The sequence below is a fragment of the Spirillospora sp. NPDC047279 genome (assembly GCF_040643285.1).
Lineage (GTDB): Bacteria > Actinomycetota > Actinomycetes > Streptosporangiales > Streptosporangiaceae > Spirillospora.
Window position 1 is genome coordinate 222755 of record NZ_JBEYUA010000012.1, and the last position, 14793, is coordinate 237547.

Annotated in this window: 15 protein-coding genes; 10 read left to right on the forward strand and 5 right to left on the reverse strand. The window is 72.5% G+C overall.

Annotated elements, in window-relative coordinates:
• Positions 1-13: 13 nt before the first annotated feature.
• The 4 genes from ABZ810_RS29590 to ABZ810_RS29605 are packed head-to-tail and all read left to right on the forward strand — an operon-like array spanning position 14 to position 3058.
• Complete coding sequence (locus tag ABZ810_RS29590) at positions 14-907, forward strand: TIGR04222 domain-containing membrane protein (protein ID WP_358408922.1); 894 nt, start codon at positions 14-16, stop codon at positions 905-907.
• Complete coding sequence (locus ABZ810_RS29595; protein WP_358408924.1) at positions 904-1809, forward strand: TIGR04222 domain-containing membrane protein; 906 nt, start codon at positions 904-906, stop codon at positions 1807-1809. Before ABZ810_RS29590 ends, ABZ810_RS29595 begins: the two co-directional genes overlap by 4 nt.
• Positions 1806-2621, forward strand: coding sequence for a DUF692 domain-containing protein (locus ABZ810_RS29600; RefSeq protein WP_358408926.1), 816 nt, complete (start codon positions 1806-1808; stop codon positions 2619-2621). Before ABZ810_RS29595 ends, ABZ810_RS29600 begins: the two co-directional genes overlap by 4 nt.
• Positions 2618-3058, forward strand: coding sequence for a hypothetical protein (locus ABZ810_RS29605; protein ID WP_358408927.1), 441 nt, complete (start codon positions 2618-2620; stop codon positions 3056-3058). Before ABZ810_RS29600 ends, ABZ810_RS29605 begins: the two co-directional genes overlap by 4 nt.
• Here ABZ810_RS29605 and ABZ810_RS29610 read toward each other — a convergent pair.
• Positions 3039-3548 carry a DCC1-like thiol-disulfide oxidoreductase family protein gene (locus ABZ810_RS29610; RefSeq protein ID WP_358408930.1) on the reverse strand — a complete coding sequence of 170 codons (510 nt, stop codon included), beginning with the start codon at positions 3546-3548 and terminating at the stop codon, positions 3039-3041. The genes ABZ810_RS29605 and ABZ810_RS29610 overlap by 20 nt on opposite strands.
• A 143-nt stretch (positions 3549-3691) precedes the next feature.
• On the opposite strand from ABZ810_RS29610, the gene ABZ810_RS29615 reads away from it, so the two are divergent.
• The gene (locus tag ABZ810_RS29615; protein ID WP_358409091.1) at positions 3692-4717 is read left to right on the forward strand and encodes a 6-phosphofructokinase; all 1026 of its coding nucleotides are present in this window, start codon (positions 3692-3694) and stop codon (positions 4715-4717) included.
• Between the two features lie 180 nt (positions 4718-4897).
• Positions 4898-5353, forward strand: coding sequence for a nitroreductase family deazaflavin-dependent oxidoreductase (locus ABZ810_RS29620; protein ID WP_358408932.1), 456 nt, complete (start codon positions 4898-4900; stop codon positions 5351-5353).
• A 73-nt stretch (positions 5354-5426) separates the two neighbouring features.
• Here the strand turns inward: ABZ810_RS29620 and ABZ810_RS29625 are convergent, their stop codons facing one another.
• The gene (locus tag ABZ810_RS29625) at positions 5427-5921 is read right to left on the reverse strand and encodes a hypothetical protein (protein WP_358408935.1); all 495 of its coding nucleotides are present in this window, start codon (positions 5919-5921) and stop codon (positions 5427-5429) included.
• Between the two features lie 237 nt (positions 5922-6158).
• Here ABZ810_RS29625 and ABZ810_RS29630 point away from each other — a divergent pair, with 237 nt between their 5' ends.
• On the forward strand, positions 6159-7796 hold the full coding sequence (locus tag ABZ810_RS29630; protein ID WP_358408936.1) for a helix-turn-helix transcriptional regulator: 1638 nt from the start codon (positions 6159-6161) through the stop codon (positions 7794-7796).
• Between the two features lie 166 nt (positions 7797-7962).
• Positions 7963-9192, forward strand: coding sequence for a tRNA uracil 4-sulfurtransferase ThiI (gene thiI, locus ABZ810_RS29635; RefSeq protein WP_358408938.1), 1230 nt, complete (start codon positions 7963-7965; stop codon positions 9190-9192).
• A 33-nt stretch (positions 9193-9225) separates the two neighbouring features.
• Here the strand turns inward: thiI and ABZ810_RS29640 are convergent, their stop codons facing one another.
• From ABZ810_RS29640 to aroF, 3 genes are all read right to left on the reverse strand, one after another.
• Entirely contained in the window at positions 9226-10116 is an 891-nt protein-coding gene (locus tag ABZ810_RS29640; protein WP_358408939.1) for a DUF5954 family protein, read from the reverse strand.
• A 137-nt stretch (positions 10117-10253) separates the two neighbouring features.
• The gene (locus ABZ810_RS29645) at positions 10254-11120 is read right to left on the reverse strand and encodes an EamA family transporter (protein WP_358408941.1); all 867 of its coding nucleotides are present in this window, start codon (positions 11118-11120) and stop codon (positions 10254-10256) included.
• Between the two features lie 359 nt (positions 11121-11479).
• A complete protein-coding gene (gene aroF, locus ABZ810_RS29650) occupies positions 11480-12520 on the reverse strand; it encodes a 3-deoxy-7-phosphoheptulonate synthase (RefSeq protein WP_358408942.1) in 1041 nt (346 codons plus the stop codon).
• A 273-nt stretch (positions 12521-12793) separates the two neighbouring features.
• On the opposite strand from aroF, the gene ABZ810_RS29655 reads away from it, so the two are divergent.
• Both ABZ810_RS29655 and ABZ810_RS29660 read left to right on the forward strand, forming a co-directional pair.
• Positions 12794-13399 carry a sulfite oxidase-like oxidoreductase gene (locus ABZ810_RS29655; protein WP_358408943.1) on the forward strand — a complete coding sequence of 202 codons (606 nt, stop codon included), beginning with the start codon at positions 12794-12796 and terminating at the stop codon, positions 13397-13399.
• 26 nt (positions 13400-13425) lie between these two features.
• Positions 13426-14736, forward strand: a complete 1311-nt coding sequence (locus ABZ810_RS29660; protein ID WP_358408944.1) for a histidine kinase — start codon at positions 13426-13428, stop codon at positions 14734-14736.
• Positions 14737-14793 lie beyond the last annotated feature (57 nt).

Below are 14793 nucleotides of genomic sequence, written 5' to 3' on the forward strand. Positions count from 1 at the left end.
ACAGGGAGGGCAGATGCCACTTGCCGCGGCAGGGGACACGTGGGGGATCGCGGGTCCGGTGTTCCTCTGGGGGATCTTTCTACCGGCGGCGGTCGCGCTGACCGTCATCGTGGTGCTGATCCGCAGGACGCTCGCGACCGGCCACTCCGCCCAGCGGGAGCTGCATCCGTACGAGGTCGCCCATCTCACCGGCGGCCGCGTCCGCGTCATCGGAACGGTCCTGGCGGCGTTGCGCGCGCACGGCGCGATCGAGGCCGCGGGCGGTGGACGGGTGCGCGTCACCGACACCCCGATCCCGGACGCGGCCCCGATCGAGGCCGTGGTGCACGATGTCGTCCGGCAGTCCGGCGAGATCAAGGTCAGGGACCTCCCCGACGATCCGCGAGTGCGTGCCGAGCTGGACGCGCTGCGCGGGTCGCTGGAACGTGAGGGCCTGGCGCTCACCGCGGGCGAGAAGACCGCCATGCGCACGACCTCGCTCCTGCTCTGGGCGCTGGCGATCGTGGGCTTCGCCCGCCTGTGGGCGGGGATCTCGGCCGACCGCGCGGTCGGCTTCCTCATCGCCGCCGAGGTCCTCCTCGTCCTGGTCTGCCTCTTCTTCCTGGCCGCCGGCACGATGACGCGCGGCGGCAGGGCGACGCTCCGCGTCACCCGGGAGCGGCTCGCCCACCTCGACCCGTCGTCGAGCCCGGCCTGGGCGACGTACGGCGCGACGGGTGCGGCGTTCGGCGTGGCGCTGTTCGGCACGACGGCACTGATGAGCTTCGACCCCGCGTTCGCGGAGGAGGCCGAGCTGAGGAACTACATGAGCACGTCTGGCGGGGGCGGCGGCGACAGTGGCGGCGGGGGCGACGGCGGGGGCGGCGGCTGCGGAGGCGGCGGTTGTGGCGGAGGGTGCGGCGGATGAGCGACTTCGACGACCACTTCTTCTACTTCTTCACCTGCGGCATCGTGCTGCTCTTCGCGTACTTCGCGACGAACGCGGTACGCACGACGCTCGCCAGGGGGCGCAAGCCCGCGCGTCCGCTTCACGCGTACGAGGTCGCCTATCTCAACGGCGGGCCGCGGCGCGCGGTGGGCGCGGCTCTCGCGGGGTTGTGCTCCGCTGGTGTGGTCACCAGCACCGGCGGTCGGCTGCGGGTCGTCTCCGACCTGCGCACCCTGCGGACGCCGCTCGACCTGGCCGTCCACCAGGTGATCCTGCACGGCGGCGCCGTCTCCGCCCGCGACCTGCCGCGGCACCCGGCGATCCAGGCCGAGATCCACCGGCTCCGTGACGGGCTCGAACAGCAGGGCCTCGCGCCCGGCGCGGGCGACCGGCTGAAGATCCGGCTGTCGGTCTGGCCCTTCGCCGTCGCGCTTCCGGTCATCGGGCTCCTCGCCCTGTACGAGGACGACCGGCGGGGGTTCTACGTGATCCCGGTGTTCGCCGCGCTCGTCCTCGCGCTCAACCAGGTGAAGAGGGTGCCGCGCGCGACGAAGGCCGGCCGGAGCGCCGTGTCCGACTCGCTCAGCGCGAACTCCCACCTCAACCCGGCCGGCGACCCGTCCTGGAACACCTACGGACCGGAGGCCGCCACGCTCGGCGCCGCGCTGTTCGGCGCCGCGGTGCTGGTGAGCATCGACCCGGTCTTCGCCGACGACTCGGGCGCGAGCGACGTCATGGGTTCCGGCTCGGGCGATGGTGGTGGCGGCTCCTGCGGGTCGAGCTGTGGCGGCGGAGGCGGTGGGTCGAGCTGCGGCGGCGGGTCGAGCTGTGGCGGTGGTGGCGGCGGTGGCTGCGGAGGAGGAGGAGGCGGGGGCGGATGATCGGGCAGCTGGGCGTCGGGATCGGCTGGCGGCCGGAGATCTCCGGGTTCGTCAAGGAACTGCCCGGCCTGCGTTTCACCGAGGTGGTCGCCGAGTCGGTGCACGAGGGGCACCCGCCCGCCGACCTCCTGGCGCTGCGCGACCGCGGCGTCCGGATCGTTCCGCACGGCGTGAAGCTCTCCCTGGGCGGCGCCGAGCCGGTCGCGCCCGAACGTGTCGAGCACCTCGCCCGCTGCGCCGAACTGCTGGACGCGCCGCTGGTCAGCGAGCACGTGGCGTTCGTCCGCGCCGGGGGAGTGGAGGCCGGGCACCTGCTGCCGGTGCCGCGCACCAGGGCGGCGCTCGACGTCCTCACCGCCAACATCCGCGCCACCCAGGCCGGGCTGCCGGTGCCGCTCGCCGTCGAGCCCATCGCCGCGCTCTTCGACTGGCCGGACGCCGAGTACGAGGAGGGCGACTTCCTCACCGAGCTGGTCGAACGCACCGGCGCGTTCCTCCTGCTCGACATCGCCAACGTCTACGCCAACGCGCGCAACCGCGGCGAGGACCCGGCCGCGCTCCTGGACCGCCTGCCCCTCGAACGTGTCGCCTACTGCCACATCGCGGGCGGCGACGAGCAGGGCGGCCGCTACCACGACACCCACACCGCGCCCGTGCCGCCCGAGGTGCTCGCGCTGGCCAAGGAGCTCTGCGCGCGCCGCCGCCCGCCCGGACTGCTGCTCGAACGCGACGGCCGCTATCCGCCCGCCGCCGAACTGCGCGCCGAGCTGGACGCCATCGCCGTGGCCGCCGGCCTGGAGCCGGTCACATGAGCCTCGACCCCGCCCTCGCCGCCGCGCAGGAGGCCTTGGTCAGGGCGATGACGGCGGGCGGCGAGGTGCCGCCCGGCTTCGACGGCGACGCCGTGCGCGCGGCGGCCCGCGGCATCCTGCGCAAGCGCGCCGGAGAGGTCGCGCGCGCCTGGCCGATGCTGGCCGCCTCGTACGGTCCCGCGTGGGCGGACACGTTCGCCGGGTGGGCCGCCGAACGTCCCACCAACGGCTCGATGCGCGACGCCTGGGATTTCGCTCGCGCCCACCGCGAGTCTCTGCCGCGCGCGGCCCTGATCGAGCTCGCCCTCACCGAGGCCCGGCACGCCTACGACGGAGAGTCGGCCCCGCGCCCGCGGCGGGCGGCCGTGCGCCGCGTCCCCGGCGGCGTCGCCGTGCAGCTGCGCGGCCGCACGCGCGTCATGGCCCGCCGTTCCTGAGCTGCGCGTCCTTGGCCTGCGCGTCCTTGGCCTGTGCGTCCTTGGCCTGTGCGTCCTTGGGCTGCGCGTCCTTGGCCTGCGAGTCGTTGGGCAGTGCGTCCTTGGGCAGTGCGTCCTTGGGCAGTGCGCACGCGGGCGTGCCGCCCGGCAGCCGGCCACGGTTGGCGGCGATCAGCCGGTAGAGGCCGTGCGCCAGCCACCGGAACGGCGGCACCTGCGCGATCAGCCCCAGCGGCCGCCACACCCCGCCCGCGTCGACGAGCATCTTGGCGACGCCGAGGGCGCCGCCGTGGGTGCGGCCGTCGCGCGCCACCCACACGACCTCGTACGACGCCTGCTCCACCGACGTGCCGAGCGCCGCCAGGTCGGCGGACTGGTAGGGCACCGCCTCGGCCGACGTCGGGATGCGCCGCCGCATGAAGCGCACCGACGACGAGCAGAAGCCGCAGTCGCCGTCGAAAACCAGCACGGGACGTCGTCGTGGCGTCATGTCCCGATTCTCTCACCCGGTATGGTCTAGACCACTGCGGAGACCCGGCACACGGCTCCGCGAATGCCGTGTGCCGTCACGTTCGCACGACTAGGCTGGAACGCCGATCGACCTGGGAGGACCCGTTGACCGAGCAAGAAGGCATGCGCGTCGGAGTGCTGACCGGCGGAGGTGACTGTCCCGGCCTGAACGCCGTGATCCGCGCCGTGGTGCGCAAGGGCGTCCAGGTCTTCGGCTATGAGTTCGTCGGCTTCAGGGCCGGCTGGCGCGGCCCCCTCGAAGGCGACACGATCGCCCTGGACGTCCAGGCGGTCCGCGGCATCCTGCCGCGCGGCGGCACCATCCTCGGCTCGTCGCGGACGAACCCGATCAAGGTCGAGGGCGGCATCGAGAAGATCAAGGACAACCTCGCCGGCCTCGGCGTCGACGCGCTCATCGCGATCGGCGGCGAGGACACCCTGGGCGTGGCGCGCGAGCTCTACACCCACGGCGTCAACGTCGTCGGCGTCCCCAAGACGATCGACAACGACCTCAACGCCACCGACTACACGTTCGGCTTCGACACCGCGGTCAACATCGCGATGGAGGCCATCGACCGGCTGCACACCACCGCCGAGAGCCACCACCGCGCGCTGATCTGCGAGGTCATGGGCCGTCACGCGGGCTGGATCGCGCTGCACGCCGGCATGGCCGCGGGCGCCAACGTCATCCTCATCCCCGAGCGCCCCTTCGACATCGACAAGGTCGTCGCCTACGTCGAGAGCCGCTTCAAGACCCGTTACGCCCCGATCATCGTGGTGTCCGAGGGCGCCCACCCGATCGACGGCCAGATGCAGGTCCAGACCGGCGAGCTCGACGCGTTCGGCCACGTCCGCCTCGGCGGCATCGGCCAGCGCCTCGCCGACGAGATCGAGAAGCGGACCGGCAAGGAGGCCCGCGCCACCGTCCTGGGCCACATCCAGCGCGGCGGTACCCCGAGCGCCTTCGACCGCGTCCTGGCCACCCGCTTCGGCCTCCAGGCCATCGACGCGGTCCGCGACGGCGACTACGGCAAGATGGTCGCCCTCCAGGGCACCGACATCGCCCGCGTCGACCTGTCGGCCGCCACCGCCGAGCTCAAGACCGTCCCCATCGAGCGTTACGAAGAGGCCGAGGTCTTCTTCGGCTAGATCGGATCTCGGAGAAGGGGGGACGCCACCGGTGGCGTCCCCCTTCGCGGTCCCGGGCTCGCTCCGCCCTGACCTGCACCGACGGGCCGAGCAGGAATGAAGAAGCGGCGTGCCCGCCGCTTCCCTAGCGTTGGGGGACACGGCAGCAGGGCGAGCGACATGATCAACGGAGGAACGGTTATGGCACCCGACCGGAAGCGGGAGAAGGGCACCCCAGGAGCGTTCTCGCGGTGGATGCAGCACAGGGCGAACGCCCGTATGAACCGCAAGATCCGCAAGGGGAAGGGCGGTTTCATGGGCATGGACGTGCTGATCCTGAACACGGTCGGCCGCCGGAGCGGGGAGAGCCGCGAGACCCCCGTGGCCTGGTTCGCCGACGGCGAGGACGCGCGCCTGATCATCGCTTCCGGCGGCGGGAGCCGGCACCCCGACTGGTTCGCCAACCTGATGGCCAACGCCGACAAGGCCACGATCGAGCTGCCCGGCAGGACGGCCGTCCCGGTCACCCCGCAGCGGCTGGAGGGGGCCGACCGCGACGAGGCGTTCAAGCGGATCGCCGAGGCCCAGCCCCGCATCGCCAAGTACCAGAGCAAGTCCGACCGCGAGTACCCGGTCGTCCGCCTCACCCCGCGGTGACCACCCTCGCGAAGGCGACGGGGACGCCGCCACGCGACGTCCCCGTCTCAGGCCCTCCGAAGGAGCGCGGCGGTCAGCCGTCCGCCCCTTCCTTCTTCCACTTCCCGCACTTGGCCTTGTGGCCGGGGACCTTCAGGCAGACGCGGATGGAGTCGCTCCGGTTGGGGAGAGTCCCCGTCCGCCGCTCGTAGGTTCCGTCGCCGTTGGGGCGAGCCTTGAACCAGCCGCACTTTCCGTGCTTCTTGCTCTCCACGGTGATCTTCACACCGCGCTTCCTGGTCTTGATGTAGCCGTAGGTGAGGTCCGTCACGCGCCACTGATGCGCCGAGGCCTTCACCTTCCCGACCTTGACGCCATATCCCTTCAGGGTGGCGGAGACGTCCCACGGATGGCTGCCGCACGTGGCCTTTTTCGCGGCGGCGGGCGCCGGCGCCGCGGCCGGTGCGGCGGCGGCCTTCACCGCCGTTCGTGCCGGGGCCGATGGGGCGGCGAGGGCGGTGGCGGCCGGTGCGAGCACGCCGAACGCGGCGACGGCCGTGATCGCGGTGGTCGCGGACTTGATGGTCATTTTCTCCCCGTTCTCGGATCGGACATCCGGGTGCACTCTCGCTCGTCTCTGGGTCTTCGGAGTGCATTCCGGCGAACGGGAACAACTGTCGCCGGGGCGGTTCGTACTGGGCAATGTCCGAGACGTCCTACGGGACGGATGGGATGCGGAACGGCCCCTGAACTGGGCGTTCGACGAGACTTTGGGACGTGTGCGACCATTCTTTCATCGCGGATGCGGGGGCATCAGGGGGTTCGGTTGGAGACGCCTGAGGGAGCGGCGGCGGATTTCGCGCGGCTGCTGCGGGCGATGAAGGAACGCAGGAAGCGCAGTTATGAGGAGTTGAGCCGAGAGGCGCTGACGAGCAGATCGACACTTCATCGATACTGCACCGGCAAGGGTGTTCCCGGCGACGCTGAGACCGTTTCCCGTATCGCACGAGCCTGCGGGGCCGACGCGCGCGAGATCCGCGAACTTCTCGAGGTCTGGGTTTCCGCCTGCCGGGAAAGGGAACCCCCGGCGGAGATCATCGAGCCGTTCGGGAATCCGCCCGCGGAGTTCGGGAATCCACCGACGGAGATCGTCGAACCGGCCGGAAATGCGCGGCGCCCTTCCCTCCAGTGGCCGGCGCTGGCCGTCGCGGTGGCGCTGCTGGCCCTCGGGGTGTCGGCCTCCGGAGTCGTCCCGCGGTCGGACGCGGCACCGGCCCCGCGTGCACAGCGGATCACCGGGCCCGCCTGGGCCAAACATCCGAAACCCGTGGACCCCGAGTTGTTCGGGGTGACCGTCGCCTCCGACACGGGACTGATGCCCTCGTTCAGAGTCGGCGCCGTCCGGTTCTGGAACAGCCACTCCCGCTGGGCGAACGTGGAGCCGAGACCGAGGCGGTACGACTGGGCGACCATGGACCGGCTGGCGGAAGGGGCCGGACGCGGGGGGCTCGACGCGATGTACGTGTTCGGCGGCACCCCCGCATGGGCCGCGCCGGATTCGGCGAGGATGCCGTTCCCGGACGGGTCGCGCTCCACCGGCCCGGACGACCTCCGGGAGTGGGACGGGTTCGTCGGCGCGGTCGCGTCCAGATACAAGGGGAGATTCGCGGCCTACGAGGTCTGGGACAGCGGCTTCGACCACCGCCTCTACACCGGGACCATGGAGCAGCTCGTGGAGCTGACCCGGCGCGCAGGCCGCGCCATCAGGCGTGCCGACCCGGAAGCGCGGGTGGTGTGCCCGAGCATGGGGCGGCTGCAGACTCCCGGATCGCAGGCGAAGCTGCGCCGCTTCGCCCGGCTCGGCGGCTTCCGCCACTGCGACGTGATGGCCGTCAAGGAGCAGGCGAGCCCGGCCGTTCCACCCGAGACCATGCTGGGCGGTGTGCGCGCGCTGACTCGCGTGCTGAACGAGTTCGCCATCAGCCTGCCGGTCTGGGAGACCGGGCCGTCCTACGATGACGCGTTCGGCGGGCGGCTCGACGAGGAGCGTTCGGTGAACTACGCCGTCCGCTACTTCCTCACCGGGCTGCACGCCGACATGTACTACGTGCGGCGCATGTTCTTCTACCTCTGGGGCAAGAGCAACGTCCCGCTCACCCTGCAGGCGGTGGGCGGGGCACCGACGCCTGCCGCGCTGGCCGTCGACCGCCTCCAGCGCTGGTTGTCGGGCGCCTTGATCCGCGCGTGCGGTCAGGGCGCGCCGATCGGGCTTCCCGCCAATGTCTGGCAGTGCGAGTTCGTCATCGCCGGCCGGCCCGCGGTCATCCGCTGGACGCACGCGGGGACCGCCGCCGTGCCCGCGCCGGCCGGCGCCGCCGCCGTGGACCGTCTCGACGGAACACGATCCCCGGTGCGTCCGGGCGAGCCCGTCCAGATCTCCGAACGCCCCGTCCTCATCGGCTAGGTGCGGTACCCCGCAGGTTCGGTCAGGCTGCGGAGGCGGGACCGGGCGGCGGGCGCCGTTCTGTGATCGGGGTCACGCGCGGAACAGGTTTCTGGGTCGCGGTGTTGGGTTTGCTGGGCCACACTTGGGGCTTGGCCAGTTCGCTTTTTCTCCAGGAGGATCTCGCATGACCACGCTCGACACCGCGCCCGCGGAGGTCCCGGCGCCGGCCGCCACCGTCGACGGGGAGCCGTGCGTGCTGATCAAACTGGGCGAGGTCGTGCTCAAGGGCAAGAACCGCGAGCTGTTCGAGCGCCGGCTGGCCGACAACGTGCGGACCGCCGTCCGGCCGATCGCCCGGGTGGACGTGATCAGGCGGCACGGGGTCTTCATCGTGCGGACCAAGGACGCGACGGTCGAGAAGATCGACGCTCTGGCCGCGCGGATCAGCGATGTCATGGGGATCGTCTGGGCGCACCGGGCCTGGCGCGTGGGCAAGGACGTCGAGAGCGTCCAGCGGGCGGCGCTCGAGCTGATGGCCGGGCGGACGGGCACGTTCGCGGTGCGGACCAAGCGCCGCGACAAGCGGTTCCCGCTGACGTCGACCGAGCTCGACCGCCAGGTCGGCGGGCTGATCAACGACACCTACGGGCTGCCGGTCAGGCTCAAGGGCCCCGACCACACGGTCTCCATCGAGATCGACCGCGACGAGGCGTTCGTGTTCTCCGGCGGGCTGCCAGGTCAGGGCGGGCTGCCGGTGGGGATGAGCGGCCGGGGCCTGGTGCTCATGTCGGGCGGGATCGACTCGCCCGTCGCCGCCTACCGCATGATGCGGCGCGGGCTGCGCGTCGACTACCTGCACTTCTCCGGGATGCCCTTCACCGGGCCCGAGTCGATCTACAAGGCGTACGCGCTGGTGCGCGAGCTGGACAAGTTCCAGGGCGGCTCGCGGTTGTTCGTGGTGCCGTTCGGCAAGGCCCAGCAGCAGATCAAGACGTCCGGCGCCGACAAGCTCGCGGTGATCGCGCAGCGCCGGCTGATGCTCAAGACCGGCGAGGTGCTGGCGCACCGGCTGGGCGGCGGCACCCTGATCACCGGCGACGCCCTGGGCCAGGTGAGCAGCCAGACGCTGACCAACATCACCGCGCTCGACGACGCGGTGGAGCTGCCGATCCTGCGGCCGCTGATCGGCATGGACAAGACCGAGATCATGGACCAGGCGCGCCGCGTCCGGACGTTGTCGATCTCCGAGCTGCCGGACGAGGACTGCTGCACGCTGCTCGCGCCGCGCCGCGCCGAGACCCGGGCCAAGATCGAAGATCTGCGGCAGATCGAGAAGCGCCTGGACGTCGCCGAGCTGGCCGACCAGCTCGCCGAGTCGGTCCAGGAGCACCGCCCGGTCTACGGCGACTCCTGATCAGCGGCTCCCGACAAGGCGGTCGGCGGCCGGTCAGTCGTGCGGGCGCGGCGGCTCGGGGCCGTCGGCGCCCATGAGCGCGATGCGCTCGATCCGCACGACGCGGAAGCGGCGGCCCGCCACCTCGATGCCGTTGCGGCGTGACTGGTCGGCGAGCTGCTCGGCCGCGTCGGCGTACTCCTCGAGCTCCTCCTCCGCCGGGTGCTCGACCGCCGGTACGACGTGCCGGAAGTAGGTGGCGAGCGACTCCCGCGCCCGCTGCGGCGTCTCGTGCAGGCGCCCGGCCGGACGCCACTGGCCGCCGATGCGCTCCGCGACGGTGAACGCGGGAGCGACCAGCACCGGCGTCAGGAACGCCTCGGACGGCTCGCCGCCGGCGATGGCGGCGGCGTCCAGCAGCTGGCACAGCAGCTCGGCGGTGGCGATGTCAGGGGTCATCTGGTCGTTGGGCAGCAGGTCGTACGGGCGGCACGGCGGCAGCCGCAGGTCGCCCGGCACCGGATCGAGATCGGTCGGCCGCGGCGGCTCGGGCCCGTCCGGGCCGGTGCGCACCACCTGCTCGATCCGCACGATCCGGAAGTGGCTCCCGGCCGCCCTGAGGTCGTCGCAGGGCTCGCCCGCCAGGTCGCGGGCGGCGGCTCGCAGCTCGCGCGCGTCCGGGCCCTCGGCCAGCGCGGCGCGGTCGTTGAGGTGCTCGGCGAGGAGCTCGCGGGCGCCCTGCGGGATCGGGTCGCAGGGGCAGACGATCTGCCAGCCGCGCGCGACCCGTTCGGCGGCGGTGAACAGCGCGCCGACGACGACGAGCTCCGGATAGGCGGCGATGGAACGGCAGGCGTCCGCCAGCATCACCGCGGCGACCGGATCGACGTCGTCCAGGTCTTCGGGGAACAACCGCCCCCCGGCGTCCCCATCGCCTGTTGTCATGCGCGACATCATCCCCGCCGGAAGCGGTGCTGGCGAGAGGTTCGCGGCACATTTTCGTTCCGATTTGAACGGGTGGCCCGCCCCGGACGGCGGGCCGCCCGTTCGTCGTCGGATCGGCCGTCGGGCCGGCCGTCAGATCATCGGCGCGCGGGCGCGATCAGCACGATCAGGCTGACCGCCACGAGCCCGAGGCCGGCCACCGCGGGCCCGCCGAGGTGCTCGCCCAGCACGAGCACGCCGAGCACCGCCGCGACCGCCGGTTCGGCGAGCGTCAGCGTCGTCGCCGTGGTGGCCGGGGTGGTGCGCAGCCCGCGCGCGAACAACATGTAGCCGCCCGCCGTGGTGACGCCGCCCAGGTACAGGATGATCAGCGCGCCGGACGCCGAGACCATCCAGGCGGTCCCGGACAGCACCAGCACCGGCGCCATCACGGCCGCCGCCGCGCCGAACAGCGCGGCCACCACCGCCCGGTCGCTCTCGCCGCGCCCGATGAGGGCCGCCGCGAGGGTGGCGTACACCGCGTACGACAGCCCGGACAGCAGCGCCAGCGCGACGCCCACCGGATCGGCCCCGGCGGACTCGCCGCCGCCGACGAGCAGCGCGCAGCCGGTCACCGCGCCCGCGGTGGCGGCCAGCCAGCGCCGGGAGAGGGCCGCCTGGCGGGTGATCACACCGATCAGGCCGGCGAACGCGGGCGCGCTGCCGATCGTGACGACGGTGCCGATCGCGACGCCGGTCCGGGCGACCGCGATGAAGAACGCCCCCTGGTAGACGGCGATGGCGAGGGCGCCCAGCCCGACCAGCGCCCAGTTGCGCCGGACGGCGAGCAGCGCGCGCAGCCCGGCCCGGGCGGTGAACACCGCGAGGACCAGCAGCAGGCCGCCGCCGAGGACGATGCGGGCCGCCGCGATCGAGACGTTGGACGCGCCGTCGACGAAGGTGCGGACCGTCCCGGTGGTGCCCCACAGGCAGGCGGCCACCAGGATGTCGGCTGAGCCGCCCACGCGTGCGGGACGGGAAGACGTGCGTCGGGAGGTGTCACGCCGGGAGAGCGCGCGCCGAGAAAGAGTGCGTACGGACACGAAGGTGCTCCTGAACTCGAAACCGGAAGGAAGGCTCGAATCCGGGGCGCGGACCAGCGGGACCGGGCGCGCGTCGTCAGCGCCGGTCGAGATGGTCAGAAGGGTGTGAAGCCGCTGACGCCCCGGGTCAGGAGACCGGCGGGCCGCAGTTGGGGGTCCAGTACGCCATGGGCCGACCCTACCATCCGCCGTGATCATGCTTGCGGGGTCTCCGGCTGCATGACCACGGCGGCGAGGGATTCACGGCGGTGAGGAAGAGGCGCCTTTCAGGCGGGACCTCGTCAGGCGGGGACCTCGTCAGGGGTCCCGGTGAGGTTGCGGCCGACCAGCGGCGGCATGTCGCGCACCACCTTGGCCAGCTCGCGCAGGTCGCCGTCCACGAGCGCCTGCGGGCCGTCGCAGAGGGCGGTCTCCGGGTGCGGGTGCACGTCGATGATCACGCCGTCCGCGCCGACCGCGATGGCGGCCCGGGTGAGCGGCAGGACGAGGTCGCGGCTGCCGCCCGAGTGCGACGGGTCCACGATCACCGGCAGGTGGGAGAGGCGCTGGGCGACCGGGACCGCGGAGATGTCCAGGGTGTTGCGGGTGGCCTTCTCGAACGTGCGGATGCCGCGCTCGCACAGCACGATGTCGAGGTTGCCGCGCTGCGCGACGTACTCGGCGGCCATCAGCCACTCCTCGACGGTGCCGCTCATGCCGCGCTTGAGCATCACCGGCTTGCCGGACTCGCCGGCGGCCTGGAGGAGCGCGAAGTTCTGCGCGTTGCGGGTGCCGATCTGGAGCATGTCGGCGTACGAGGCGACGAGCTCGACGTCCTGCGCGTCCACGACCTCGGTGACGACCGGCATGCCGGTCTCCTCCCGGACGTCGGCGAGGATCCGCAGCCCGGCCTCGCCCAGGCCCTGGAAGGCGTACGGCGACGTGCGCGGCTTGAACGCGCCGCCGCGCAGCAGGGTCGCGCCCGCCGCCTGGGCCATCTGGGCGGCGCCCAGGGTCTGCTCGGGGGTTTCGACCGCGCACGGGCCGGCGATGAGCGTCATGGTGCCGGGACCGATCGGCACGCCGCCGACCCGGACGACCGAACGCTCGCCGTGGTTCTCCCGGCTGACGAGCTTGTACGGCACGGAGATCCGGACCACGTCGGTGACCCCGCGCATGCCGCGCAGGTTGAGCGAGCCGAACTGCTGGACGTCGCCCACCAGCCCGACGATGGTGCGTTCCACACCGCGGCTGACGAAGGCGTCGCCGCCCGCCGTCTCGACCAGTGAGACGACGGCTCTGATATCCGCTTCGCTGGCCTCCGGGGCCATGACGACGACCATGGTGTACTGCCTCTCCTCATCCCGGCGGGGGTGGACCCCGCGCGCCTGCACCGCCCCTGAGACGACGAAAGCCCCGGACCATCAAGGCCCGGGGCTTGTCGTTTCGAGGTCTGTCAGCGCAGCGACTGGCAGACCAGCCGCCCGGGCTGGTCGTACCAAAAGAAATAGATCACGCTGCGCATGGCACACAGCGTAGCCCATGGGCCACGCGCACCGGCCGGGGAGGGGCCGAATATGGCTCAGCTCACCCCGGATGGCAGTATGGCCCGCGTCATGTCGCCACCCGAAAAGCAACTGCCGCCCGGGCAGTACATCCCCCGCGGCTGGCCAGTCCTGCACTACGGCCCGGTGCCCAAGTTCCGTCCCAAAACCTGGGACTTCCGGGTCTTCGGCGCGACCGAGTCCGGCGAACAGCACCGCTGGACGTGGGACGAGTTCGACGCGCTGCCCCGGATCACCACCGTCGCCGACTTCCACTGCGTCACCAAGTTCACGATCCCCGACAACGAGTGGGAGGGGATCTCCGGCTCGGCCATCGTGGAGGCGGCCCCGCCCGCCCCCGACGTCACGCACGTCATGGTGTGGGCCGAGTACGGCTACAGCGCCAACATCCGGATGAGCGACTTCCTGGCCGAGGGCACGCTGTTCGCGACCCACCGCAACGGCGAGCGGCTCAGCCCCGACCACGGCTTCCCGATCCGGATCGTGGTGCCGCACCTGTACGCGTGGAAGAGCGTGAAGTGGGTGCGCGGCGTCGAGTACCTGGTCAAGGACAGGCGCGGGTTCTGGGAGGAGCGCGGCTACCACAACGTGGCCGACCCCTGGAGCGAGCAGCGCTACTCCTATCAGGAGGACGCAGGCGAATCCCCACCGCTGTGACGCCGGGGGCGTTACCGTAAGTCGTCGTGGTCGTACCATCCGTACTGGACGTGGTGGCCTGTGGCGCCATCACCGGGTCCGCGCTCGCCGCGAGCAGCCTGCGCCGCTGGGTGCGCGCGCGCCGCCGCGGTTTCGGGACGCTCGCCGACGAGGCGACGTTCGCGACCCTGCACACCATCTCCAAGGCGTCGCCGTCGCTGCGCGCCGGGCTGACCCGCGAGTCGGCCCGCAAGGCGGCGCGGCATCTGCGGGTGCTGCTGGGCGCCGAGGCGGTCGCGCTGGTCGCGGTGCGGCCCGCCGACGACGAGGCCGACCCCGACAACGGCGACGACGGCGGCGGTCGCGCGCGCGGTGAGCCGGAGGCCGAGGCCGGGCGCCTGCTCGTCTGGGACGGCCCGTGCGGCTCCGCGCACTCCGGCAAGGCCGTGCTGCACGCCCAGCCGGTGCTGGCCTCCGGGCGCCCGCGGGTGGTGGCCCCGGAGCTGAACGGCTGCGACGACCCGCTGTGCCGGATCCGGGTGGCCATGATCGCTCCGCTGTCGGTCGAGGGCCGGGTCGAGGGGGCCCTCGCCGCGTACGGGCCCGGCGCGTCGGCCGCCCGCGTCCGCGCGGTGGGCGAGGTGGCGCGATGGATCTCCAGCCAGCTCGAGCTGGCCGAGCTCGACTCCTCGCGGGCCCGGCTCGCCGAGGCGGAGATGCGGGCGCTGCGCGCGCAGATCTCGCCGCACTTCGTCTACAACTCGCTGACCACGATCGCCTCGTTCGTGCGGACCGACCCCGAGCGCGCCCGCGAGCTGCTGCTCGACTTCGCCGACTTCGCCCGCTACTCGTTCCGCAACCCGCGCGACTTCACCACGCTCGCCGACGAGCTCCGGTCGATCGACCGCTACCTGCTCCTCGAACGCGCCAGGTTCGGCGACCGGCTGCATTTCAGCGTGGAGGTCGCGCCCGAGGTGCTGCCGGTGGCGGTGCCGTTCCTGTCGCTCCAGCCGCTGGTCGAGAACTCCATCAGGCACGGGATGGAGGGCAGCCGCGAGTCGTTCCACATCCGGATCGTGGCGCGCGACGCGGGCGCCGAGGCGGCCATCAGCGTCGAGGACGACGGCGTCGGCATGGACCCCGAGCGGCTGCGCGGCATCCTCTCCGCGGGCGCCGGCCCGGCCGGGCGGGAACGGCGCAGCGGGGCCGGCGCGGGCATCGGCCTGGCGAACGTGGACGAGCGGATGCGGCAGGTCTACGGCGACGAGTACGGGCTGACCGTGGAGACCGCACTCGGCGCCGGCACCAAGGTCAACCTGCGCGTGCCCAAGTACCGGCCCGGGGTGTTCCCGGACTGACCTCGGGGCGGGCGCCGGCCGGATTCCGGGCGCGACATTCTCCTCACATGGCGAAAC